The sequence below is a fragment of the Parabacteroides gordonii MS-1 = DSM 23371 genome (genome assembly GCF_000969825.1).
GTDB lineage: Bacteria > Bacteroidota > Bacteroidia > Bacteroidales > Tannerellaceae > Parabacteroides > Parabacteroides gordonii.
On the sequence record NZ_KQ033919.1, the window covers coordinates 152,448 to 176,490 of the forward strand.

Consider the following 24,043-nt stretch of genomic DNA (forward strand, 5'->3'; position numbering starts at 1 on the left):
CGTGGCGATATGGTAAAATGCGTGATGATACAGCTATGCAGATGTCTGTTCGGACTGTCCTACCTTGCCTTGTATGTCCTGCTCTGCTACCAACTCTTCGGCTGGGTAGCAACGCTCATTATCGTGAGCGTTCAACTGTTCCTTGCCGGATGGCTGATCTGGGCAATGATACGAGCACCCGATTAAGAGCAATGATTTAGCAGTTCAACAACAAATCATGGCAACACAGTTGTCGGGTGATTATGTATCACATTAAAAGACAATAGAAATGATAAAATGTAATGTTACGGTATGTGGCGTTATCGGACGTGATGCGTCGATACGCACCAATAAGGAAGGGAAAACGTTCCTGGTTTTTCCTCTTCGAGTAATGATCCCTGACACAGACGGGAAGACTATGCCTATTGAGGTGGATGTCAGCAAAGATACTGCCGGAAAGGAGGTTTCCAAATATCGAAATGGTTCCCGCATCGAGGTTTCGGGGACAATGTATCTCAAACACCGTGGTGACAAACTTTATTTCAATCTTTTTATTAACGAAATTCGTACAGCTACGGCAGATGCGAAAGATACGGTCAAGGGCGAATTAGTATTTCGAGGTAAGGTCGGGCAGCATATCGAGGAAAAAAGGGATAAGAAAGACCAGCCTTACACAATGTTTTCGGCATTCAGTACGGAGAAAGTAGAGAATGGCTTTGAATACCAATGGGTACGTTTTTTCTGTTTTGGCAAAGAACGCGAAGCATGGTTACAGCCGGGCGTGCGAGTGGATGCCAAAGGTGAAATATCCCTTTCGGCATATAACGGAAAGCTGAATGTTTCATGCAAGGTGGAAGAACTTGTACAGTATGTAGCAGATTCGTCTAATTCCAATCAGTAAAGGATATGGCCGGATATAAAAAACAGCACACGGACGGGCCGAACAGCGAAGATAAAGCATTAGACCTCTTCGCTGAAATGATGATTGAGAAAATCGAGAGTATCCGTAAGGATTGGAGAAAGCCATGGTTCACGGAAGAAGCGTTACAATGGCCCTGCAATCTTTCCGGACGCGAGTATAATGGCATGAATGCCATTATGTTGCTTATACATTGTGAAAAGGAAGGTTACAAGATTCCGCGCTTCTGCACTTTTGAGTGTGTACAACGGCTCAACAAATCCGATAAGGACAATCAGGAGAAACCTCGTGTTTCTGTACTTCGTGGAGAAAAATCATTCCCAATCATGCTGACTACATTCACCTGCATACACAAGGATTCTGGTGAGAAGATTAAGTATGATGACTACAAAAAACTATCTGATAACGAGAAGAAGGAATACAATGTTTATCCTAAGATGCAGGTATTCCGAGTCTTTAACGTGGCACAGACCAACTTGCAGGAGGCAAGACCGGAGCTGTGGCAAAAACTCGAAAAGGAGTATTCGCTACCGAAGATTGAGAACGGAGAGTATTTCAGCTTCGCTCCCGTCGATGCGCTGATAAAGGACAATCTGTGGATTTGTCCGATCAAACCACAGCATCAGGATAACGCTTACTACTCTATATCGAGAAATGAAATCGTTGTGCCGGAAAAGGAACAGTTCAAATCTGGAGAGGCGTTCTATGGAACACTATTCCATGAGATGACACACTCGACCGGTGCGGAAGGAGTTCTCGACCGTATCAAGCCGACAACTTTCGGCTCGGCAGAGTATGCGCGCGAAGAATTGGTAGCCGAGTTAGGCAGCGCATTGGTTGCCCAACGTTACGGCATGACGAAACATATAAAAGAGGACAGTTGTGCCTACCTCAAAGGATGGCTCGACGAATTGAAGGAATCGCCACAATTCATCAAGACAACTCTGTTGGATGTGAAAAGAGCGGCTTCTCTGATTACCCAAAAGGTGGATAAGATTGCACTGGAATTGAAGCAGAACATTGATGAAGAGCAAACAGTAGCACCGAAAGAAAAAGTGTATTATTCTTCCGTGGCCTATCTTCAGCTTACCGATGACACGATGCGGTTGGACGCATTCAAGGATAAGGGGGACTACGAAGGACTGCTGACTCTCGCCAAGGAGTATTATGACGGTAACGGCATTAACGAAGAATATACTTATTCTTCTCCCATACAGAACCGAGGAGACAATCTTTTGATTGAGGACAAGGATTTTGCTGTGGTGTACAATGGGAGTGTCGGGGGAACTTATGAAGTGATGCTGAAATTCACGGAAAAGGAAGTACGCGACCATATCAGGCGTTATGGTATCGAACATGCTGGAGATACATTAAAAGGGGTAGCCAAGGAGATGGCTGCGGAACAATTCGCTATCATGACACAACAAAAGATTCCTGCATTTGAAATGCCGAATGGTGATGTGCTGTATGTCAGCTATAATAAAGAATCCGACATGATAGATATCGGGCCGGTTACTAATGCGGGACTTGTCGCACAACATCGTTTCCCATACGACCATAATGCTTCGTTGGATGCCAACCTGCAAACCGTGAACGAAAAGCTGAATAATATGGAGGAATACCGGGAAGAGCTACAAGAAGCAGAGTACAGCGGCGGAATGCGCCGATAAAACGGAAAAAGATGCGGAGCTGTTTGCTCCGTACCTTTTCTTGAATTTATTTTATTACTCTAACAAATTATCTATCATAGACTGTAAATTTGTTATATCGCAATACTGATTATGTCCCCCTCTGTAATCTTTCGCGTGTTGGGCTGTCCGGATTAAGAAAGAATCGAGTTCTATTTTTACACCGCTACCCATTCGGGACAAACCGGAAGAGTGACTGATGTAAACGAATTTACCGTTACGTTCTATGAAACAAGAGGTATTATAATGCCCCTTTAAGTTGAATGTTACTTTTGCGCCAACGGCTGTTGCGTACTTGGAAATCTCACGTACTAAGGCAGTTTGGAAACTGCGGTATTTTTTTGAAACATAGACTCCTGCATCTGCAAGGATTGCGTTCTGCCATTTGGTATAAAAATTCTGTGCCATATTTTTAATATTAATTCTGTAAATAATTCTCCCAATTCTCTTTGTCAATAGTTAATTTGTTCATTTCCCAATCGTATTCCACTTCCGGCATATCAGAATAAGGGAAATACACAGTGTAGCCTATCTGTCCATAAGAACAATGTAGCGGTATAACGCAAATCTCCTGACCACAATAAGGCTGTGGCGTACAATATTTCTTCCAATCAAAACGACCTGCTGCTATATTGCAGCAAAGTAATTTTAGAGTTACTATACCTTTCCAACTCTGAAAATCTTTTTTATAACCTTTTTTCATACTACTAATGTGCTATATTATAATAAACTTCGGGTTCACTTGACACGTTGTAAATCCAGCTTCCGCAACGTACCAATAGAGCATTCTTGCCATAATAGAGTTTCTTCATTCCGGTTATACTTCCTGTTATGTGAAAGTTAGGGAAACGACTGATGTCTATTTTCTGTGCATCGCATCTGTAGAGTGTTTTAGTTCTCATTGCATTTATTTTTTTAAGTTGTTTTTTATTTCCCTCTTCTTGAAGCCTTCCGACTTTACCCAAGAGGTTGTTTCATGTGCATTTTCAACGGTGGATGCAAGAACTATGAGCAAGTAACCGGAATGAAATTTTATGAATACCGGAATCTGTGATTGCGGAAGGTTACGTCAAATTTCATTTCAGGTAGCAACAGCGGTACTTGAACATCGTTTGCCACCGTACCTTCGCGCACGAAACAAACAATGGTACATGTCGGGACTGTAAGGATGTAATACAATTAGAACAGGGAATATGGAATAGGTAAAAGAGGCTATGAATTGGCAACAGAGGTTCGGCAGAACATGGTCTATAAAAGTAACCGGACTGTTATATAGGAAGATGATAACCACCCGCTTGAGTTGCGGGTGGCTTTAAAAAAATTATATGGAGTATCAGAAGTGATAGTCGATGACTCCTCCGATATAGAGTATCGTTCCCGGTTCAAGCGTACAGACAAACTCCATAAATGCAAAAGATTTTTCGGCAAATGACTGGTATCCCTCTCCGTCCAAATAGAAATGATACGCAATATCCAATGGATTTTCCAATGCCTTTTCAAGTTGATAAACAGGGCCTACAAACTCCAACATATTTTCCGTCGTAATAGCTTCAGCTTTCTTACGGATGTTAGTCACAAAGTTCTCTTTCCATTGTTCCACACCACCAATGTAGCGTATGGTGTCATCACCTACAAGTTCGAACATATCTTTTGGTAGAGCAGTATTGACCAAATAACGAATATCCTCCTTACGTTCTTCGTCATCTATCTCCGCACAATAGTCATAGAAACTGCCATCTCCTTGATGGAGAGTGTCTTCATTCAGATAGTTTTCTTTTTCTATCCACATTTTAGAAATCTGAAAAATTCGGCTGTGCATAATTTTGAAATTTAAATGATTAAACTTTATTCCCTTTACTTGAAGCTCTTCCGGCTTCTTGTCAGGAATGATTTTTATGCGAAATTGACAGCAAGGAAAGGATGGATAAGGCAAGTAAACAGTGGATGGAATGAAGTGGAATACCCAAATCTTCGATATGCGGAAGGCTGCCACAAGTATCCGGGAACTGTTAGCGCAGCGTTACTTGACGACCATTCTAAAGCTGTATCTTTGCATACAAAATCTCTCAGATAAGAACTGCCGATGTGCGATATAAAGAATATCCGGATTGGAAGAATATAAAAGACTGGAGAAGCACTCTGAGACTGTATAAAAGGACTGAAGGCGACAAAGTCTCCCCAATCTGCATGGCAAATCAGAGAAGCTTATCGGATAATGATAGTTCGCTGCACGCTGTCAGCATACCGTCATTTCGTTTTCTGCATCGGATTAGTCTTAGCCTGCGGCATATTCATAGATGTTACAGAAAGAATTGTCGTTTTCATCTTTCCGTTGTTCGGCAATAGCAAGAATTTCTGTTATTGATTCGACAGACTGACCGCTTATCACCTCAAACCACTTGAATACTTCTGTCTGGTTGACAAAATATTCCTTGTACCATTTGTCGTCTGGAGTACATAGGTCTGCAATGTACTTGTCGGGAAAGTATTTACCCTCTTGGTCATTTGTCCAGTACTCCGCCAGACCCGACTCTTCCGATTGATAGAAATAACATAGTGTTGGGAATTTCTCACATACCAGTTCAAGTGTTTCATCACACGGAAACCAAACTGTTTCCGTTGTGAATTTCAAGAATGTCAGGCCAATAAATGTGTTATACTGTTTAGAAACGGAGTACGACGAGTAAAAAAGGAATAGGACCGGTAGTGGGAGTTCGGTGGAGCATGGCTATAAGAGTAATCGGGCTGAATATACAATACAAGGAAATGCTATCCACCCGCTTTGGCTACAGGTGGATATGTTATTGTCATTTCGCACCTCTCATGATGGTGAGTTGGTCGGGACGGTTAGGAAACCAATAAGAATCACTGTCAATATATACACATCTGCCACTATTACAGAGATTCCCAAAAGCTAAGACCTCACAAGGTCCAAATATCACTCCATAATCGTTTGTAAACGCCACCATATCTCCCACACTCAAGTCGTTTTCCGTATCCATCACCTTAGAAAGGTGGTCGTAAAACTCAATACCTTCAGCTTCACGTTCTGTTTTCCAACGCAAAAAGTCTTCTTTATGACTTCTACCGGTATGTATCGGTGATAATTCAGAAGGAAAAACCTCCGCTTCCGAAGTATCAGATGCAATCAAAATAACGCTATCCTCTTCAATGTTTTCCGGAATAGAAGCCACTTGGTAAACCCCATTAGACAGACCACTATCTGGGTCATGCCAATAAAGAAAATTACCCAACTTGATAAAATCGTATTTTCCCATATTCTTTGATTTATTATTTCCCTTTGCTTGAAGCTCTTTCAGCTTCTTGCCGGGGATTGATTTTTATGCAGGATTAACAGTGGAATAAGGGCGATAAGACAAGTAAACAGTAAATGGAATGGAACGGAATACCCAACCTTCGAATGTAAGAGCAGAAGCAGGCTTGTCCTTTTATACCTTGCAATGAGAAGGGGACTGAAAGTCAATCTTTGATTTGAGGAAGGCTGCCGTAAAATATCCAGGAACCGTTAGCATAGCGGTGCTTGACAATCGTCCGGACACTGTACCTTTGCATATAAAATCTCTTCGGCCAGATTTGCCGATGGTGCGATAAGGGAATACTCAGAATGGAAAAACATAAAAAGGGGTATCATATTATAGGCGAAATATATAACAGAGCTAATATAAGTCCTAAAAAAATATTTTTGCTATCTTTGCCAGCGTATTATATAATATTAAGAACATAACAATGGAAAAAACATTTACACAAATCTGTGAATTGTTCGATCAATTCTCAAAAGATGCCAACCTCCAGATGGAGAAAAGCAACAAAGCTGCCGGAACTCGTGCCCGCAAAGTATCACTTGAACTTGAAAAACTTCTCAAACAGTTCAGAAAAGAGTCACTCGAAGCATCGAAATAATTTTCATTCTGGTTCTGACAGTAGGAAAATGGCGAACTTCACGTGTACCATATCGAAAAAGCCTCTTCGCTTCACAGCGGAGAGGCTTCATTGATTATGACAAAGTTAAACATCAATTATGCGAAATTTCTATTTCGCTTTTGGAAAAAACAACTCCACTTTCGTATGTCTGTTGGCTTCCACGGGCGTATAGTCGGCAATTCCACCTTTGCTAACTCTGATAATCCGCTTGGCTGGTATTCCACGTTGTTCCAGTTCTGCGGTAATAAAACTTGCTCTCGATATACTCAAAGAATCATTGATACTTGATGTTCCTGTAGAACTGTCAGCAGCACCAGTTACCCTCACGGATAAACTGTATTTCTTAGCTACACGAGCCAGTTCGTCAAGATTAAGCCTCTGTGAGGTATCCGTCAGATGTGTCGTATTGAGAGCAAAAAAGAAATAGATGGGTGTACCGATGCACTCTCCATCAGCGTATGAAAGAACCGTGGAATCCATAGCGAGGGTGTCCTGATGGGCGGACTGCACATTTCGGGAAGCCGTGTAATTATATGATGGCTTTCCATTCTCTGTCTGAAGAATAGTCGTGTCAAGAGGTGACGACCCGTCCCAATAGCTATGCTTCAATCTTGCACGAAGCGAGTTCAAACCGCTATAATTATTTATAGGATATCTGCATCCGGTTATATCGTCGTTGTCAAAGATATGGCTATATGTATCGAGTAGTCCTTCGATTTCCAGAATTTTCTTTAATTCCACGAGCGTTCGCTTATCTTGATTGTGACGTTCCACATAACGCCTGTTCTCCTCCGAAAGGAAGTTGCCATAATCGACAAGCTGTTCGTTCCGATGGATGTATGGTGCCGTATCCACCGCGCGCTTCCAGCCGACCTTACCGAGATGAAAGGTGAATCCGGCAGTCAGCGAAAGCATGTGATCGCCCAGACGGTTTGGATAGCCATATCCGTCGAAATCCTGGAATGTAGTTGTGTTAGAGAGTTCCAGCATAGCACTAACCCGTTTGGAAATACGGTATTGTGTTAGTATGCCGTAAGAAAGCGCAAAGGGATTGTTCCCGTTGGTGGCATTATGTAGCAGACCGACACCCATAAAGGGTGCAAGCCTCCAACGTACCTGTTCCTGTCGGGCATATCTGCGTCCAAGGAGATTCCACAGGAGATCTGCATGGATATAATGGTAGTCCTGCGTAGATAATTGTGCATCCTTAAACTGCAAGCCACTATAATTTACCCTTGCGCCGACCAAAGGAGTAAACCATTTGCCGACGGCGAGGCTGTACGAAGGTTTCACTCGTCCAAAAAGGTCTTCACAACCGAGAGGTGTACCAAGAATAACTGTCGCACCTCCGGATATGCTAACAAACCAGTTGCCGGTTCGAGATGCCGGAAGTAGCACCCCGTTGAGATAGACGGGCTGCATCGGTTGAAGCAATTCCGCTACTTCATAATGAATAGTGTGTCGTACAGTGTCCTTCTGTACGGGTTGTACACTTGCTTGTGCCTGCAACGTGCAGAGCAAAGCGAAGATGAAAATAATTTGTTTCGTCATATTCCAATGATTTCATTAGTTATACTTTTAATCTGGTGTAAGGCGTATGCCATTTACCGTTTAGATTTCTTGCCGATAGTCGAGCGCATCATGCGGCTCGCCATCCTCATACAGCGAAGTGCCCATGCTCGGTTGTCCTCGTCCTCGTCGCGTCCCCATTTGAGGTCACTCCCTCCGCCTCCACCACCATGTGATTCGGCAAATGTAGTGGCATCATCTACCATTCCGAGAAATAGCATTGTCGCACAGTGCATGATTTCCGTACCCCGCTCGGCGATAGACTGTACCAGTGAACCGTCAAAGAGCTGCCGTTCTGAAACATTCATTTGTGCCGATGCGTTACGATACTCGCTGATTACACTCTCCAGTAGGACGTCTTTAAACAAGCTATCCACTTTGGAGTGTACATCACGGGAATATTGATAGGCCTCCTCTTTGAGTTCTTCGGTACGTTCTTCAATGGCTCCCATATCCTTTTTCAGTTCGATGAGTTGCCGGTCAGCCGTCTGCAACTTTTCCTGCTTGTCTGCCAGTTGTCTGATGATTCCTTGCAGCTCTTTTTCCAACATTTGTATTTGGATTGCCAATTCTGCCGCATTGCCTTTGTTTTCTTTTAAATTGTACTCGGCTGCCGATAACAAGGTTTCTTTTTCAGTTTTCTGCTTTTCAAGATTGCTAACCATTGTCGTAAGCCCTTTGACTCTGCGTTCTGCCAACCGGATGTCTGATTGAAGTTCACCCAATACCTGTTGATGGAGTTTGATATTATCCTCGATTGTTGTACACTCTTCAGACAACATTCGGCGGTATTCCTCAGTCGTTCTGTGCCGTGCACCCGTTTCGGATATGCTTGTTCCTCTTGACATTCCCCACTTTGTATTGACTTCTGCGAAAAAGTCCGTATGAAGTTGTTTCATTCTTGCACTATATTCAAACTTATCCTTACCGGCGAAGATTTCCTTGTACGCAAAGCGACTATCCTTGATTGGCAGAAGCGTACAGTGGATATGCGGGTTCAATTCATCCAGATGTACAATGAATGCAGCGATGTTCTGCTCACCATATCTGCCACAAACGAATGAATAAACATCCTTGGCCCAGCGTTCAATGTCACGCTTCCGTTCGATGCGGGTATTGTCCGCACCTTTTTCAAAGTCCACCTGTTGCGTACCGAAAGCAAGTTCCTGCATTCGCTGCCGTGAACCGCCGAAGATGATATTTACCACCGTGCGGTATTTTGGTTCGAGCAGCCCCTCATTAGGATCTTTGATTCCACGGTGACTTAATATGTCCGCCATCCGTTTGGGAATGCTACGGCTTGTGTCGATGGGATGTATTTTACCTCCGGGCGCAATCTCGAAGTTCAGCCGTTTACGCGTAGGATCATAATTTCCCTTACTCATAGCGTACTTCTCTGCCTTTTCACTACGGTCACGCAGATGTTCATTACTTTGGGCGGTGGTAATCCCTTTCGACACCTGCACGTCGAGTACCTGTTTTTGATTTGCCATACGTTTTTCATATTGTTTCGGACAATCTACCGTGTCCCAGCTTGCTGCTTGTTCGGACACCCTTCCCACCAACGTCAGGCAGGTGGGGTATTAGGCTCCCCCTTCCCTTTGTTCGTGGCAGGCGGGCAAGCCCGGATGCCTTCTATAACTGGCAGGGGGGCTTCACTGGATACAAAAGTGGATTGTTGCGGTTATACATTCTGTTTTCAACCTCCAATCTGATACGTTGCCTCCTGTGCCTTTGCCGCAAATGCCAGAAAAGGCTTAAAAAGCGTTTTAAGGAACTCCCTGTCATCTTCATCATAATCGGAATTTTCATCCCTATCTACATCAAGAATAAGCCCGGCAATACCTTTCGAAGTTGCAATAAGTCCTGTCCAGTCCCCATACAATTCCAATCGGAAGTAGTCCATAAACTCTGTACTGTCATCGAATCTCGACTTACGCAGTGCCCGTTGTATAGCGGCAAATGTAATGCACTCCAAAGCTACCATACGAATCTTGACAGCTCGTTCATCATCATCCGCTGCCGGATTGATGCGAGTGATACTGTCCGGAGATGGGCAGCTATCGCATATGCCAGCTTCATCCATTGCCCGACGAACAAGTTGCTCACACTTGATTCCGATCTCGTCAAGGGACACTTTGCCGATTATCCAATCGGACAATGCCTCACGTAGCTGTTCTGCAAGGTTCAACTTCTTCTGTCCATTGCAAGACTCCGTGGATTGGCTGGTTTGCACAGTCATGGTAATGATGACGCTTTTGGAAAGCCGGATGCGATTCAACAAGCCGAACTCTTCCATTACATCCAAAAAAGAACGGACAGTAGCCCTATGCCAATGCCATTCCGATGAAAGGTCAGAAACAGTCACGTGGCACTGGTTGGGTTGAAGTTCGTAGCCTTTGTTCCTTAAAAAAGGGGAAACAAAACCTGCCAAAGATTTATCCAATAAATCACAGAAGGCTTCTGTCTTTGTTTTTCGTTCACCGACTTTCTCCTTGAGGTAGTCAAATACTTCTCTGTCTGCCAATATAGGGACAGCTATTTTCTGCTTGGTTTTCATTTTCATTTCATTTTTTAATTATTACTATTGTGCGGATATATCAGTGTTGCCGCTATCCGCATCTTGCGGCAATATCGCGTGATGATGGTCATAATAACTTTCGGCTAATAGTCTGGGGAATTTCATCCATTCAGAGATTATGCCTATGTCCTGAAATTCGGTCATAACCCGAACAGAGGGATAGAACAGGGCAGCCAAAAGAAGATAGGCGGCAGTTACCGCCGTTGTGTACAAGTGTGGAACAAAACTGATGGCCAAAGCCACCAATGAGAGTATGACAAACATACATGGTCGGTCACATAAACCTCTTAACAATCTGTCCGCTCTCCTAAATGAATATATAGTGGCACAGATAGCAGTTGAAAGAAAAACACCGAACTCGCCAACATGTCCGCTGATGTAAACATAGTGGAAGAGCAATAGCAGAATCAATACGACCTGTACATATAGTTTACGAGCCTTTACACTGTGTATCATAGCATCGTAGAACCTTACCATAAAAGAACGGTGGCTTTTGTACAATGCTAATGGCAATACGAAAAGCGTTATACAGAAGATAAGTTGTAGTATATTCCAAATCATAAATAATAGGGTTTCTCGCGTATTTGAATGGGGGATATCATCAACTCTAATTGGACAATATTGTGGGTGGCCAATAGGATGATAACTTCGGCGTCCCTCGGTGAAAGGTATATCGCTGCTTTCTTAATACGTTGCTTGAACGTATGCTCCTGCTTACGGTAGGCTGCCAATGCCTTATCCAGTTTATGTTCCGGAATTGTCCATGTCATGCCTTTGGCGTATGAGCCTTTGTCTTTGCAAGCCCGCAGTACCAACGTGCGGGAAACAATGTAATTGATATATCCGTTTCTTGACAAAGCATACTCCTTATAGAAATTGTCATCAACAACCTCTATCCATGTCCGGTATTCCCTAATCCAATAAACCATTTGTCGGTATAGTGTGTCCCGCATAACATGACCATTAAAGGAAATCCATCAAGAGATCGTCTTTGTTCTTCTTATACTTGAATGTGCCACTTTTGGAATGAAGATCCAAATCAAGGCACAGCTCGCCGTACATCTGCTCAAGAGAATCATAGATGGTGACAAGAATGCTATTTACCTTACCGTCTGCATCTGTCTTGCAATTCATCTTGAACATCTGTCCAAATGCCGGGTTGGAGTATGCACAGGTGCTATGCCTGAATTTGTCAGCGTGCGTGGGGATGTGGTGGTAGAGAGTTATAAGCTCCATATCGTCCTCAAACAGATCCATCACTTCCTCCAAATCGTAAGGGTCGCGTAGCGGGAAGGTCAGTAGGGCGTAGTCACCGTAGAATTGTGCTTCCTCCATTGTCGTCACATCGAGTAGTTGCGGTAGTTGCAGAGGGACAAATGTCATAAAGTCATTGAAAAAATGTCGTAACATATTCATTTTTTATATTGTTAGAGCGTCTGTATGAAAATATCCATAAGCATTCCTGGCAGTTCAGTCAGTTGACCACTTTCCGATTGCAGGATTCGGCTCAAGGTTTTGAACGCCACAGGTGTCTGTGCCGCCATCCTGTCAAGTTGTTTCCGTTCTTTATCGGAAAGCAATGTCATAGAGAATCCGTCCAGTGAAGTATAAGGGTGGATAAGCATCCATATATAAGCATGTGCTTGCGAAGAAGTCTTGATTTTTTTGTTCCGAACATCTTCTATACAAATCTGCATATTTTGTATTTGGCGACGATTGGTGCGCATTGTCAAATAAAGCATAGCCTCCCGATAGGTAATCTCCTTTCTCTCAGCGGCAAAGAATATCTGCGAACAACACTGTTCAGTACCACGTGTGATGTCAGCCATACTCTCACCTTCGAAATCGTGCAAGTGAGAGAGGAACGCACGGAATATAGCATCTTCTTTAGTGATATAAGTAATCAGTTCATTGCGGCTATGTATGCCGTTACGGATAGTTCGGGTCAGTAACATACGGTAAGCCGCAAGGATTTCCTCTTTGTTACCCTTATGAAGCGGAAGATTATCCAGTGAGTTGAAAAACGGGCGGATTTCTCCAGCGGCATGATGCAGTTCCTCATCATTGTTATAAGGTGAGAACTCTCCTTTGAGAGCCAAAAGTTCCTGATAAGTACGCGTCTTTGAGAGGGCTAAGCGTGAGAACTCAGTGCGGATAGAATCATGCAGTCTGATACACTCTTCACGCTGATTGGAATGGGGGTGGCTGAGCGTATCATTCCGGAGATACCTAAAAACAGAGTCTTTTACTGTTTGCCATTGTAGGATATGCTTGGTCAATACTTGAAATGAGGAATCTTTCTGACGTCGTATATTGTACAAGTACTCCCTGTATATTCCGGCAGGATCGTTCGTAGCTTCAGACAATGATTTGCCATTTCTATCGCTGCATGATATCAGGCCCAATATGGCCAATGAAACGATACATCTTCCAGTCAAAAATGATGGAGTCTTGTAGTATGATTTTAAAATTTTCATATTTAACAATTCATATTTAACGATGCAAATCTATATATTATTTTTATTGTAAAAGCCCTTTTATATCGCATTTAGTATAATTTTTGGTATCATATTAATAATATGATTATCAATGAAAACAAGTGCAAGAAAAAAGCTAAAAAAAGGATTTAGCGAGATTTTTGCCACGATATGATTTTAGATTAAAATGAAAGTGCTATATTTGCACTTGTTATCAAAACAGTGTATATTAAAATGGCAAAAGTTGGCTATATATTCAAGGAAAATAATGACAGTTTTGATGCTGAGAGAGAATGGATGCAGCGATATGGTTGTGTACAAATCGTAGAGGAAACAGTTGAACATGAAACATTGAGACCTATGTGGAAACAGCTTATGGCGAATCTTCAAAGGGGCGATGAAATAGTCATATCCAAATTCAGCAATGCTGCACGCGGTTTAAGAGAACTGGCCGCGTTCATCGAACTATGCCGTATCAAAATTGTACGTGTCATATCCATTCATGACAGAGTTGATACTCGCGGTGAATTATTCCCCGGTACGACAGCAGCCGATGTGTTGTGGATAATAGGGGCATTTCCGGAAGAAATTGCCGCGCTACGAAAATATTCCGCTCATGTCGAGAAGTTACGCCAGAATATCAAAGCCCCGGCTGTGCCGAAGGTATTACCTAAAGCTGAACGAGATAAGACAATCGTGGATATGTATATCAACGGGCATTCTTTCGATGACATTTGGGCTGCAAGCGGTTTTAGCAGCAAAAGTTCTATTTGGCGCATACTCAATAAATATGGCGTAAAACTTGATCGTGGCCAAACCAGCGGTCCGCGTGTCAAACAGAACCCGAAAGAGGACGGAACAAATGAAGGTGACTCCTGATAGAATTTTCAGATAATCAGGATCGTATATTTGTTTTTCGGTTATTATTTTGTATTTTTATTATTGTTAAAACTATAAAAGTAAGACTTATGGGAGATATTATAATTGTATTGCTGGTATTCTGGGTTGTCGGCAAGCTCTTGAAGGGCGTGTTTGGCGGTTTCAGTAAAAGCAGCTTCAAAGATGATAAGTAGGCCAGCCAAGGGATGGGTAAATACGGTCAAAAAAGACTGGTTCAAGAGGCGTGAAATTGTAAAAAGGAAGTGGAATGGAATAAATATAAACGGAGCTTCCGGCAACAGGAGTCCAGGATATATCGGTTGAGATATACCCTGAATACATGTCGGATATTGTCTGTCCGGAGATGTTTAGGCTTTCCACCTATACCCCTCGTTTGTCAGTTCCAAGTATTCCTCTAATCCCGGTTTTACGAAAAAGACAATTTCAAAGGCATCGTTACTTCCGCTATCGGGGAATGTCATGTCGGTTTCTCCATTTCGGATAGTCCCTTTGCCCACGTTGGAACCAAGGTCTTCATCCGCATAGGCATATTGAAACTCGACGTCCGGAAATATTTCGGAGAGTGTTTGGATAAGCAGCGGCACACCTTCCCAAGCCGTATCAAACCAAAGCACGTTCGGTTCTTCAAAATTCTGATTAAAGGCATTCCATTTTGTACCCCAGTTAGCGATAGACCATTCATACCAAGTAGGATAACCGTATTTTCCCCAGTTTTTCAGATATGTCATTCCAAGTTGTAATGCTTCTTCCCTGACTTTTTCCTCCTGAATTTCCATCCATTGAATGACTTTCAGGTCGTCCTGTGAATTGAACGGTTTACGTTGCTGTGCTATGATATACTGCATACCAAATTCCCCAGAAGTGGACGCTTCTATCAGTAAGTCCTTTGGCATAGGGATAATGTTGTTGAAGTCAATATAGCAAGGCGTACTGTCTTCATCTGTTTTTCCTTTTAAGAAATCCATCACATTTTGTACTGTTTCTCTGTCTGCGTTTATTTCTAAACGGTTTGTTACATAATTAGGCATGATTTTAATGTTTAAAGAATTGGTTAGTATTAACTTTTATTTCCCATATTGTCGGTTCTTTACTGATTGAACCGTTTTGGGATTTATGGATGCGGTAAACGGATGTCGATACAGCTTCATACGGCAACTTTTCTTGCCAAATTACTCTTGCGCAGGAAGGAAGAATTTTGTAAGAAATACACTTCAAGTAGCAGGATCAAGCGCGATAGCCGACCTTTGCATCTGATAAAACCAAACCGGTGATAGGATGAAGAATAGATGGGAGATAAAATGAAAAATAATTAATATAAAAGAAGAATGCTATTCCTTTTGCAGAAATATAAAAAAGGAATAGAATGATATAATTATAAAAGAGGGATTATTATTACCCTCTCAATTATAAGAGGGTATGTTCTCAAACTCCGACCCTTATTTGTAATACTGTAATACCGCAACACCTCCGTTAAAGGTCATTACGGTATTTTTTTTGAATTATTCTTGTGTTACTCCCATAGCATTGCTGTATTCTTTGATTTGCTCCATTGTCAGCCATTCGGGTTTTTCGTTTTCTCGGAAGCTGTCGTGAATTTTCGTCATGTATTCAATTTGTGTCTTTTCAGAACCAGCCCACAAACGACGAGAACTTTTGTTTCCAAAGCCAAGATAATATTCACAGTCGGCTTGCAAACGACCCAATAACATATATCTGAATTTTAAATCGTGCTGTAATACTTCTTCTATTGTCATACTCGTTTTCGTTTTTAATTAAGTTTTTTATTTTCCCTTTTTTCAAGTCTTTCGACTTTGCCGGAAGGGTTGTTTTTCATGTGCGTCCCAAACGACGAAGCAGGAACGCAGTGCAAGGAATCGGAAATGAAATTTTATGAATACCGAAATCTATGATTTAGGAAGATTACGTCAAATTTCATTTCGGATAGCGTAGCGATACTTGGATAGCGTTCGTTCGCCGTAATTTTGCACACGAAAACAAGACCGGGCGAAAGTCTGGATAACGACAGGAAACATCAACATTCATTACATAAGGGCTGTAAAAGAGAAGCAGGCAGTTACGCTGCTATAAAAGGGAAACAAGGAAATTAAAAAAGTGGGCACGGAGCAATCTGTAAAAAAGGGGGGATGCCACCTGTCTTCGGGCAAAAGAAGATACCATACCGATAGGATTTAACCGATACGGTATCTCTTTGGTAGTCATCAGTACCATACTTTCAGAAAACCATTTAAAAACATTCGATATTCGCCTCTTGGAAAATCTGCGGGGCGTGCTGATAAAGCAAAGGAAGATTCAATACCGCCATTGGATATTCCACAAATCCGCTTCTACGCTTGTAACCTGAATAGGTCGCTAAATTATTTGTCTCCAGAAACTCCATTGCATCCGGATAATGATTCACATCAATAAATGTACGGTCTGGCAAATCGAGTGCATCCATGCTCTCCAAATTGACGGATAGCACGATATACTCTGTTTCATCTTCCACACTTTGCAAAGTAAGTGCTAACCAGCCATTGCCATAAAATTGAGGCATGAGATAAAAGCGTTCTCCACGAAACTCGTATTCTTTCCGCGTTAGGGAGCTGTCCGGATCTACCAAGCGAAAATCATCCTCTCCAGAAACAAATTCTGTTGATGGGTCACTGACATCCACATACGTTCCATTTACATTGTGACACAAATACTCTGCATTTTCTGAACGAACAATCACAAATTGAATTTCCATACTTTTAAAATTTAGCTATTAAACATCATGTTCTTTTTTTCCCTTTTTTCGGAAGCTTTTAGGCTTCTCCAGTCGGGATTTGATTTTTACGTGCATTCAAGATTGCCTTTAAGGAAAAGCAGGCAAGGAATTTGGACAGAATTTTTACAGTTGCGGTATGGAGCGTATACGACATTTGAGCGATTGAAAATCGGGAAAGCTACTGAAAAATTGTGTTCAAATAGCGTAGCGGTACTTGAATGTTTTTCCGTGGCAATACCTTTGCACAGGAAAAAACAAGTCCTGACTGGTAGCAGCCTGAAACGAAATAATTTCGTTTTATACAAGGGTAAAACGGAGTGATAAAAAAGGGAATGACCACAAAGAGCAGCCGACAAAAGCCGGCTTTCTTTTGTTCCTGTGGGAGGAGCTGGGACATTTAATCCGTTACATCATAATAATAGCTTAGCTCGTCATCTTCCAGATACTCCATTGCATATTGACTGGCTTGTGCCCAAAGGGTATTATACAATGTCGCAATTTCCGGCCTTGTTTCATAATACTGCCATATCTTATGGTTAAGCACTAAAACCAGTTCCGTGAGATACTTGTAGTTCTCTTTCCACTCCTTAAAAGCACGGTTGAAAGTGTCCTGTATCGCCGAAAGACCAAATCGGTCAGCAATGGAAAAATCATTCCAAAAGGTTGTTTGCAATTCATAACCGTTCTCTAACATAAATTCTCTGAATGTCATAATGCCTCAAATTTTAAGATTAATATTTTATTTATTTCCCTTCGATACTTCCTGTACCGAAAGGTTGATTATTTTTCTGCCCACGGGATTGGCGGCCAGAACGGGCAAGGAGGATGCGGAAAATACACTCTTCGATATTTCGGAGAGGAAGATTTTACAGCAGCAAGTGTCAGCGGTCCTTGACAGGACGGACAGCCGGCAATCGAATTTTGCAGGGAAATAACCAGGCTTGCGGGATAGAAATATAGGGGGTAGCTGGATGGGGCTATAAAGGAGGGCCGGAGTCTAAAAAAGGAAACTGGCACAAGCGGCCACCTACAACAGTTGGGCGGGAACATTCATAAATGTGTAAAAAGGAATAGTTTCCCACCACATTTTATGCAGAATATATACGGCATAAAACACAAGTGCGTAACAGCCTCTTGAGAAAGCGTTACGGCATTTGTTTAAGTACAGGTTACAGGCTATTTTACCTGAACGAGGTTGTCCTGTAGAGTTTTCCAGCCATACACTGCGGCCACATAGGGGTGGAGGGAACGTGTAACTTGGCGAAAACCATTCTCGTCAATTTCATAGTTGTAGATTTTTGCGGCAATCTGTTCTGCGTCGTCACGATTTTCAGCGACACGGTACAAAACATAATTCGTGCCATCATGGTGCGACATACGGCCTCGTATATCGTAGCCGTCACCGTACCACTCTGCATCATACTGGGTAGATTGTAATATCCCGGCAATGTTGTCACCCAAAATTTGATAGCCTTGTTTGCGTCCGTTCCACAATCCTAAATCTCCAAATGCAATAATGACTCCATTGACATCCTTGTTTAGGTTCTGCCGCTCATCCCCCAATTCATTATACACTTCGTCCGACCACTCTTCATCGCTGACCTTGTAGGCATCATCGTCCAGTTCTTCTCGCTTGAAATTTTGATAATACTCTCTTGCTGTTTCATCCAATAGAGCATCACTTGACCAAATTATTTGTTTCATACATTCTAATTTTTTATTTTCCCTTCCCTTCAGAGGCTTTTACCTCGTCCGGTGGGATTTGATTTTACGTGCAAACCACAAGGCGGAAGAAGGGAACAATGCAAGGAGGAAGCGGAATCCGAAGGATTTCATTTGAACGGCATTGACTGCAAATGAAACGCGCCTTGCAGGTTCACGTCCGACTTAACTTCGCACTGTAAAATTAATGGACGGCGGACGTAACCTCACTTTTGGGAAGAAATATGGTTATAAGAGGGACTGGAAAGCTGCTCAGAGGTATGGAATTGAGAGAGTCTTCTTTTTTCTATTGAAAATCGTAATCTGCCTGTTCATCAAGTGGAGCTAAGTATAACAGTATTACCGGGTGAAGATTTCATTTGGAGCTTGGCATCGCAACAGTCACTTATAAAAGTATGATGCGTATTAATCCGGTCATGAGCAAAACAAAAGCGACCAAAAGATCGCTTTGTTCATGATAAGGCAAGAATTATTTTTTGCCTTTTTTCACGGGCTTTACCGGCTTTTCAGGAACATCCTCCTTTTCGATAGGAGGATAAAACTTGACAGCCACCATAACAACACGATTGTGCTTCACACCGACCTTGTCGGTCCACTCTTCAGGCTTAAAGTAGCCTTCAATGGTGAGCATCGTACCTTTGGTCAGTTGGTCGAATGACCCAGTATTCTCGTTTTTACGCCAAGCCTCAATATTCATAAAGGCTGAAATGCGGTTGGTTTCCTCGGCATTCCTTTCCTGACGGCTTACGGCCAATGGGAAACGTGCGACACTGCTGTTGGTGAACTCTCGGATTTCAGCGTCTTTACCTAAGAATCCGGTTACTGTGAAATTGTTTTCAATCTTTTTCATGTTGAATTGCTTTTAGAAGTTATTAAATCAATTTTTACACTGCCTAAAAAGTAGATGTCGTTTAAGGGATGCACCAAGGATAGCGCGTCAATACGCTTTATTTTTAGCCACAGGTAAAATCGAAGGCTCGATAAAGGAAGATTGAAGCGGCTACGCCATTGGTCAAGACAACCATGTCGTTCCCGTCGGCATACTATCTTTGCAGAGGAAAAATGATGATTGCTTCGATAAAAAGCGATTATGGAAAATGGGAAACAAGTAAACCGGTAATGATAAGGAAAAAGAGCAAATCCAAATGTCGGCACAAAGGCGAGACATCCGTCCGAAAGTCAGTGAAGAATAGCAAAGCCAAAGCGAGACATGCCTGGCTTGAATTGAGACTGTAACAAACAGAATACCATCCAATCAGAAAAAAGGCCACTGCATAAGGAATGTGTCAGCCAAGAGTGGACAGAAGCGTAGGTAGCCCATCCTTGGAGGATAGTGATATCCGCATCGAAAAAAAATGGAACTGGAAGGAAAAACGGCAGGAAGAACCAGACTTTTCACAAAGTGGTTTCCAATTCGCTTTGTGCGAATGGCTGGTTTCTACAAAAGGGAGTGGCGCAGCCAAAAGAAAAAGTTATAAAAGGAAAATGGAAGTAAGGCTGAAATGGGTGATTCCATTCCAGCCAGTCGATGATATTTGTCCAAGGTGTCATTGAAATTCAACCATCATAATACGATGCTCGAATATTTTGGTTTTGTCGCTGGGACGTCGCTGGCAAACCCAAAGGTGTCGTGCACCGTAACCGTATGTGAAATATTCATCAAGTGGAGTTTTTTTCTCCAACTGTCTCATGCTTTCACGCAATTCCGCCTCATTGCCAGAAAAAAGAATCGTGTTAATGATTCGGAAATAAAGTTCAGTTACCTCGTCACAATAGGGGCAAAAGCTGTGTTCAATTGTTACTTTCATGCTTCTTTTGATTTTTATTGTACTTCGATTATATCTTCAATTCGACCATATAGGACAGAACGTAGTGCGGTTTTGTCAATGGCATAATATTCGGCAATATGTCCATGTTGTTTCACGAAATACCGTTTGAGAACATCGGAGAAGTCAAAACGGTAGCCCATTAAAGCGATACCTCTTTTGAAATGGCAGCACTCTTTCACATTGCGGGTGAGCCAGTTCTTTTCTTCCCGACTCAACTTGTCGCCATTATCAAGACGTTCCCGTAATTTGTAAACCTTGCTATCTTTCAGTTTTTCCAATTCGGGCACATCCCATTGGACGAATTTCATTGCTATCTGTGTCATGGTTTCTATGTTGTAAAATTGTAAAAATTACTTCATCACAGTATTTAATACTCTCTCTTTGCCACAGATGAAACGAACAGTGATTTTGTTGTCGAAATCACCGACAATCGTTCCATCCGTGTGTCTCTTATAGAATAAGCAAAGTGTAGGATAGACCATAATTTTACTTTATCTTCTTCTACTCATTCAGTTACTAATTTGACCTTCCATTCTCCCTGAGAGAATATTCTAAAGCTCACGTACTCGTCTTCAAATTCATAGGTTAGAATCTTGATATAGACTTTATCTTTGTCCTCCAACGATTCTACCAATTTTTTGATTTCTTCTTCTGGATACACCCAACGAGAGGAAAATTCTGCATCTACACTATCACCATATCGATTGGTAAATTCGCTGAAAGTGTCATCCAAGAAAGCCTCTATTTTGTCGAGGTCTGTTTTATTTTCCGTTCTTGCGTGGAAAATGTTGGTTGCATAATTTGCCATAAATACCAAGTTTTAAGTTTGTTACTTTCCCTCCTGTAGCATTTCACTTACTTTCGGGCTTGATTGAAATTATGTCGCTTCAACAGGTGGCATGGCTATGTATGCAGGGTTTCACTACAAAATACTACCTCTGCGAAGCGGAGCGTGGAGATTTTGTAGTGAACCTTCAGGTTACAACCTTGCATACAATAAAGACATGGCAAATACCTTTGCGACACAATTCCCATCGGGCAGACCGAAAGTTGATATGCGAGCATGTGGGAGTTTGCTCGGTACGGATGTGTGTAAAAGGTGGCTATGAAGTAAAAGAGTATCGCAGCGAAAAGAGAAAAGAGGCAAGAGCTTATCTTCTCTTTTGGCTGTATGGGTAGAATGGGAAAATCACAAAAAGTAACATGAAAATCCAGTTTGGTTTAGTTTGTTAGCCTTATATATGCTAAACTAAATTAAACTAAATATAGGCAGGCATTTTTGGCTGCCTGTACAAAAAAGATTATCTTTGCTACAAGCAATACAACTTCAAGAGATAATAATTTGTATTCTCTTTATGAGCTGCAAATAATTTGTTAGTTAAAGTTAGGAGCAAATTCTTCGAATGATGAGAGCAGATAAAATTGCTCGGAATGCACTCTGAAAGCAAACAAACGAAAAGAAAGAAACAGAGTGCAAATAGAAAAATGAGAAATCACTTTAATTCCTATTTTTGTTCCTTATTTGTTTCTCCACTAAAATCACCTTTCTTATAACATATTGATTATAAAATATTTAAGTGTATATTTTTAAGATGATTAAGAATATTACCAAGTAACGGGATGTTTCGGGCGCAAAGTTGAAAAGATTCCTTTACTTAACCAAATAAAAGTCAATGTTTTTTTCGTTAACCAGTAAATATCATACTAAATCACACTAGTAAAATAGGAGAAAATCATATAGTCCCTGCTTCTTCCCCTAAAATACACACGAAGCCCTTATCCATCTTTGAAACTTCAAAAACGGACAGCCATTTTACACGCTAAACTTTTCAGCAAAGCTCTTTTTATCTCAAAATCGTCTGGTGGAAAACGCCTTTTCTCACCGTAGGGGGATATCTTTTTTCCGTTACTTGGTAAGTAACATCCACGAAACACTAGTTTAATATGTATATAAAGGGTAAATATCTTACACGGCTAATCATTTGCATTTCTCTACTGCAGGTATTAGTATCTCCCGGTTTTGCACAAAGGGAGACGGATAAAGAGGGGTCGGAACTCAAAACGCCTCTCCTCGCACTGAAAACAAACCTTTTGTTTGACGCCGCCATGATGCCTAACGTGGAGATCGAGCTCCCGCTGGGCCGTCGCTGGTCGCTCAACGGCGAATATATGTTCCCCTGGTGGCTGTTTAGCGGCGACAAATATTGCCTGCAAATCCTTGCCGGCGGTCTGGAAGGCCGCTACTGGCTGGGTAACCGCACGAAACGCCCCGCGCTGACAGGCCATTTCCTCGGCTTCTATGCCGGTGGCGGCAAATACGACCTGCAATGGGAACGCGAAGGCTATCAGGGCGAGTTCTTTATCGCCTCCGGCATTAGCTACGGATATACCCATAAGATATCACGCCACCTACGGCTCGAATATACAATCGGCTTAGGCCTTCTGCGCACCGGCTATCGGCATTATCACGCCCGCGACAACTATCAGGTGTTGCATTGGCAGAACGACGGCAACTATACCTGGGTGGGCCCTACTAAAGTGAAAGTCTCGCTCGTCTGGGTATTGGGACGTAAAGTAAGGAAGGGAGGCAGACGATGAAACGGAACGCTATACATTATATATATCTACTGGCCGGTGTCTTTGTGCTCTTGCTTCTGTCGGCTGCTTGCGAACGTCGCGAACTGACCTATTTCGAAGAAGCCGAAATAAACGTCGAAGTAGATTGGAGCCGTTCGGGGCTTAGTGAAAGCGGTTACGGAGCTACGGCCATGTTCTATCCCGCCGACGGAGGCAGCCCGATGAAGCTGCTGATGGGAAACCGCGAGTATACAACCGTTCGTTTGCGGGAAGGCCTTTACCGGGTGCTCGTCTTCAACCGTTCGCACGACGACTTCAGCACTATCGCATTCAACGGCAACAACTTCTACAATTTCATGGCACAGGCCAAACAGGTAGATACGCGGGTGGATATGGAGACGAAAGTGGAAACCCGTGTCATTGTCGATGCTCCCGAAGAGCTGGCATCCGATGCGCTCGAAGAGTTTGAGGTGACCGAGACCATGCTGGGAAATTACAAGAATAAGAATGCCAATCCCGGATGCAAATCGTCTGCCGACTCCCGCGATGCGGAAGAAACAGACCCCAACCGCTATGTGATCCGTTTTCTGCCGGCTAAGCTGACGCGTAAGGTGCTGGTCGAGATCCGGGTGCCGGGAATGAACAATCTGCGTTCGGCCGTCGGGCTGATCGAAAATGTGAGCGAAGGTGTTTACCCGGCCACCGGTCAGCCTTCGGCGGAAAGGGTCACACAACAGTTCACGTTCGATAAGATAGAGTTCGACCCCGGCTCGCCGTTCGACGGAACGATATCGGGCAGCTGCAATGTGTTTGGTTTCGACCGCAGTCTGCCGCACCGCCTGACCCTCGAGACCCTGCTGGCCGACGGTAAGACACGGACGGAAGAAACCTTCGACACCACCCCCGAATACATCCTGCAGGAGAACGGCGACATCCTGATACGTATCCGGCTGACCGCCCGCAAGCTACCCGACGTGAAGCCGGAAGGGGTGCCCGACTCCGGGTTCGACGTCATCGTCGACGAATGGGGCAACCCCATAGAGAGCGAACTTCCTTTATAACAAACGAAATAGAACGAATTACTAACATTTAA

The 24,043-nt window shown here is 42.7% G+C and carries 30 protein-coding genes and 1 pseudogene; 9 read left to right on the forward strand and 22 right to left on the reverse strand.

Features of this window, described 5'->3' with window-relative positions:
- Window positions 1-9 precede the first annotated feature (9 nt).
- From HMPREF1536_RS27445 to HMPREF1536_RS00690, 3 genes are all read left to right on the forward strand, one after another.
- A complete protein-coding gene (locus tag HMPREF1536_RS27445) occupies window positions 10-186 on the forward strand; it encodes a hypothetical protein (RefSeq protein ID WP_004313634.1) in 177 nt (58 codons plus the stop codon).
- An 82-nt stretch (window positions 187-268) separates the two neighbouring features.
- Window positions 269-880 (forward strand): hypothetical protein, encoded by a 612-nt coding sequence (locus HMPREF1536_RS00685; RefSeq protein WP_004323427.1) that lies wholly within the window; start codon window positions 269-271, stop codon window positions 878-880.
- A 5-nt stretch (window positions 881-885) separates the two neighbouring features.
- A complete protein-coding gene (locus HMPREF1536_RS00690; RefSeq protein WP_004323428.1) occupies window positions 886-2,568 on the forward strand; it encodes a zincin-like metallopeptidase domain-containing protein in 1,683 nt (560 codons plus the stop codon).
- Window positions 2,569-2,622: 54 nt separating this feature from the next.
- On the opposite strand, the gene HMPREF1536_RS00695 is transcribed toward HMPREF1536_RS00690, so the two are convergent.
- The 4 genes from HMPREF1536_RS00695 to HMPREF1536_RS00710 all read right to left on the reverse strand — a co-directional run bounded on the left by HMPREF1536_RS00695 (window position 2,623) and on the right by HMPREF1536_RS00710 (window position 4,405).
- Window positions 2,623-2,994 carry a hypothetical protein gene (locus HMPREF1536_RS00695; RefSeq protein WP_004308703.1) on the reverse strand — a complete coding sequence of 124 codons (372 nt, stop codon included), beginning with the start codon at window positions 2,992-2,994 and terminating at the stop codon, window positions 2,623-2,625.
- A gap of 10 nt (window positions 2,995-3,004) precedes the next feature.
- On the reverse strand, window positions 3,005-3,289 hold the full coding sequence (locus tag HMPREF1536_RS00700; RefSeq protein WP_004308705.1) for a hypothetical protein: 285 nt from the start codon (window positions 3,287-3,289) through the stop codon (window positions 3,005-3,007).
- Between the two features lie 4 nt (window positions 3,290-3,293).
- On the reverse strand, window positions 3,294-3,488 hold the full coding sequence (locus HMPREF1536_RS00705) for a hypothetical protein (protein ID WP_004313635.1): 195 nt from the start codon (window positions 3,486-3,488) through the stop codon (window positions 3,294-3,296).
- A gap of 431 nt (window positions 3,489-3,919) precedes the next feature.
- Window positions 3,920-4,405: a hypothetical protein gene (locus HMPREF1536_RS00710; protein ID WP_004323429.1), complete on the reverse strand. Its 486-nt coding sequence runs from the start codon at window positions 4,403-4,405 to the stop codon at window positions 3,920-3,922.
- Window positions 4,406-4,420: 15 nt separating this feature from the next.
- Here HMPREF1536_RS00710 and HMPREF1536_RS28375 point away from each other — a divergent pair, with 15 nt between their 5' ends.
- Window positions 4,421-4,660 (forward strand): hypothetical protein, encoded by a 240-nt coding sequence (locus HMPREF1536_RS28375; RefSeq protein WP_004323430.1) that lies wholly within the window; start codon window positions 4,421-4,423, stop codon window positions 4,658-4,660.
- Between the two features lie 201 nt (window positions 4,661-4,861).
- Here the strand turns inward: HMPREF1536_RS28375 and HMPREF1536_RS00720 are convergent, their stop codons facing one another.
- Window positions 4,862-5,218, reverse strand: coding sequence for a hypothetical protein (locus HMPREF1536_RS00720; RefSeq protein WP_011203049.1), 357 nt, complete (start codon window positions 5,216-5,218; stop codon window positions 4,862-4,864).
- Window positions 5,219-5,393: 175 nt separating this feature from the next.
- The gene (locus HMPREF1536_RS00725) at window positions 5,394-5,864 is read right to left on the reverse strand and encodes a hypothetical protein (RefSeq protein ID WP_011203050.1); all 471 of its coding nucleotides are present in this window, start codon (window positions 5,862-5,864) and stop codon (window positions 5,394-5,396) included.
- 469 nt (window positions 5,865-6,333) lie between these two features.
- On the opposite strand from HMPREF1536_RS00725, the gene HMPREF1536_RS00730 reads away from it, so the two are divergent.
- Window positions 6,334-6,507: a histone H1 gene (locus tag HMPREF1536_RS00730; RefSeq protein WP_004323432.1), complete on the forward strand. Its 174-nt coding sequence runs from the start codon at window positions 6,334-6,336 to the stop codon at window positions 6,505-6,507.
- 129 nt (window positions 6,508-6,636) lie between these two features.
- Here the strand turns inward: HMPREF1536_RS00730 and HMPREF1536_RS00735 are convergent, their stop codons facing one another.
- The 7 genes from HMPREF1536_RS00735 to HMPREF1536_RS00765 form a co-directional block, all read right to left on the reverse strand.
- Complete coding sequence (locus HMPREF1536_RS00735) at window positions 6,637-8,079, reverse strand: OmpA family protein (protein ID WP_011203051.1); 1,443 nt, start codon at window positions 8,077-8,079, stop codon at window positions 6,637-6,639.
- Window positions 8,080-8,132: 53 nt separating this feature from the next.
- Window positions 8,133-9,590, reverse strand: a complete 1,458-nt coding sequence (mobV, locus tag HMPREF1536_RS00740; RefSeq protein ID WP_004323434.1) for a MobV family relaxase — start codon at window positions 9,588-9,590, stop codon at window positions 8,133-8,135.
- A gap of 206 nt (window positions 9,591-9,796) precedes the next feature.
- Complete coding sequence (locus HMPREF1536_RS00745; protein WP_004323435.1) at window positions 9,797-10,657, reverse strand: hypothetical protein; 861 nt, start codon at window positions 10,655-10,657, stop codon at window positions 9,797-9,799.
- Between the two features lie 24 nt (window positions 10,658-10,681).
- Window positions 10,682-11,239: a hypothetical protein gene (locus HMPREF1536_RS00750; RefSeq protein WP_004323436.1), complete on the reverse strand. Its 558-nt coding sequence runs from the start codon at window positions 11,237-11,239 to the stop codon at window positions 10,682-10,684.
- A complete protein-coding gene (locus HMPREF1536_RS00755) occupies window positions 11,236-11,631 on the reverse strand; it encodes a hypothetical protein (RefSeq protein ID WP_004323437.1) in 396 nt (131 codons plus the stop codon). Before HMPREF1536_RS00755 ends, HMPREF1536_RS00750 begins: the two co-directional genes overlap by 4 nt.
- Before the next feature lie 10 nt (window positions 11,632-11,641).
- The gene (locus HMPREF1536_RS00760) at window positions 11,642-12,088 is read right to left on the reverse strand and encodes a hypothetical protein (RefSeq protein WP_004323438.1); all 447 of its coding nucleotides are present in this window, start codon (window positions 12,086-12,088) and stop codon (window positions 11,642-11,644) included.
- 17 nt (window positions 12,089-12,105) lie between these two features.
- The gene (locus HMPREF1536_RS00765; protein ID WP_004323439.1) at window positions 12,106-13,155 is read right to left on the reverse strand and encodes a hypothetical protein; all 1,050 of its coding nucleotides are present in this window, start codon (window positions 13,153-13,155) and stop codon (window positions 12,106-12,108) included.
- 234 nt (window positions 13,156-13,389) lie between these two features.
- Between HMPREF1536_RS00765 and HMPREF1536_RS00770 the strand changes: the two genes are divergently transcribed.
- Window positions 13,390-14,034, forward strand: coding sequence for a recombinase family protein (locus HMPREF1536_RS00770; RefSeq protein WP_004323440.1), 645 nt, complete (start codon window positions 13,390-13,392; stop codon window positions 14,032-14,034).
- A 368-nt stretch (window positions 14,035-14,402) separates the two neighbouring features.
- On the opposite strand, the gene HMPREF1536_RS00775 is transcribed toward HMPREF1536_RS00770, so the two are convergent.
- The 9 genes from HMPREF1536_RS00775 to HMPREF1536_RS00830 form a co-directional block, all read right to left on the reverse strand.
- On the reverse strand, window positions 14,403-15,083 hold the full coding sequence (locus HMPREF1536_RS00775; protein ID WP_004323442.1) for a DUF1281 family ferredoxin-like fold protein: 681 nt from the start codon (window positions 15,081-15,083) through the stop codon (window positions 14,403-14,405).
- Between the two features lie 471 nt (window positions 15,084-15,554).
- Window positions 15,555-15,809 (reverse strand): LPD11 domain-containing protein, encoded by a 255-nt coding sequence (locus HMPREF1536_RS00780; RefSeq protein ID WP_004323443.1) that lies wholly within the window; start codon window positions 15,807-15,809, stop codon window positions 15,555-15,557.
- A 491-nt stretch (window positions 15,810-16,300) separates the two neighbouring features.
- Window positions 16,301-16,801, reverse strand: coding sequence for a DUF4313 domain-containing protein (locus HMPREF1536_RS00785; RefSeq protein WP_004323445.1), 501 nt, complete (start codon window positions 16,799-16,801; stop codon window positions 16,301-16,303).
- Between the two features lie 418 nt (window positions 16,802-17,219).
- Window positions 17,220-17,534 carry a hypothetical protein gene (locus HMPREF1536_RS00795; protein WP_004323447.1) on the reverse strand — a complete coding sequence of 105 codons (315 nt, stop codon included), beginning with the start codon at window positions 17,532-17,534 and terminating at the stop codon, window positions 17,220-17,222.
- A gap of 464 nt (window positions 17,535-17,998) precedes the next feature.
- Window positions 17,999-18,526 carry a hypothetical protein gene (locus tag HMPREF1536_RS00805; RefSeq protein ID WP_004323448.1) on the reverse strand — a complete coding sequence of 176 codons (528 nt, stop codon included), beginning with the start codon at window positions 18,524-18,526 and terminating at the stop codon, window positions 17,999-18,001.
- A gap of 487 nt (window positions 18,527-19,013) precedes the next feature.
- Window positions 19,014-19,394 carry a single-stranded DNA-binding protein gene (locus HMPREF1536_RS00810; protein ID WP_004308735.1) on the reverse strand — a complete coding sequence of 127 codons (381 nt, stop codon included), beginning with the start codon at window positions 19,392-19,394 and terminating at the stop codon, window positions 19,014-19,016.
- Window positions 19,395-20,091: 697 nt separating this feature from the next.
- Window positions 20,092-20,352, reverse strand: coding sequence for a hypothetical protein (locus tag HMPREF1536_RS00820; protein WP_004308737.1), 261 nt, complete (start codon window positions 20,350-20,352; stop codon window positions 20,092-20,094).
- Between the two features lie 14 nt (window positions 20,353-20,366).
- On the reverse strand, window positions 20,367-20,696 hold the full coding sequence (locus HMPREF1536_RS00825) for a hypothetical protein (RefSeq protein ID WP_004323450.1): 330 nt from the start codon (window positions 20,694-20,696) through the stop codon (window positions 20,367-20,369).
- A gap of 182 nt (window positions 20,697-20,878) precedes the next feature.
- Entirely contained in the window at window positions 20,879-21,181 is a 303-nt protein-coding gene (locus HMPREF1536_RS00830) for a hypothetical protein (RefSeq protein WP_004323452.1), read from the reverse strand.
- Window positions 21,182-21,252: 71 nt separating this feature from the next.
- Between HMPREF1536_RS00830 and HMPREF1536_RS26910 the strand changes: the two genes are divergently transcribed.
- The 3 genes and pseudogenes from HMPREF1536_RS26910 (at window position 21,253) to HMPREF1536_RS00840 (ending at window position 24,011) form a co-directional block, all read left to right on the forward strand.
- Entirely contained in the window at window positions 21,253-21,552 is a 300-nt protein-coding gene (locus tag HMPREF1536_RS26910) for a hypothetical protein (protein WP_008777440.1), read from the forward strand.
- A gap of 879 nt (window positions 21,553-22,431) precedes the next feature.
- A pseudogene (locus tag HMPREF1536_RS00835) lies at window positions 22,432-22,971 on the forward strand (DUF3575 domain-containing protein); the annotation flags it as partial.
- Window positions 22,968-24,011, forward strand: coding sequence for a DUF5119 domain-containing protein (locus tag HMPREF1536_RS00840; RefSeq protein ID WP_028730515.1), 1,044 nt, complete (start codon window positions 22,968-22,970; stop codon window positions 24,009-24,011). The pseudogene HMPREF1536_RS00835 and the gene HMPREF1536_RS00840, both read left to right, overlap by 4 nt.
- Window positions 24,012-24,043 lie beyond the last annotated feature (32 nt).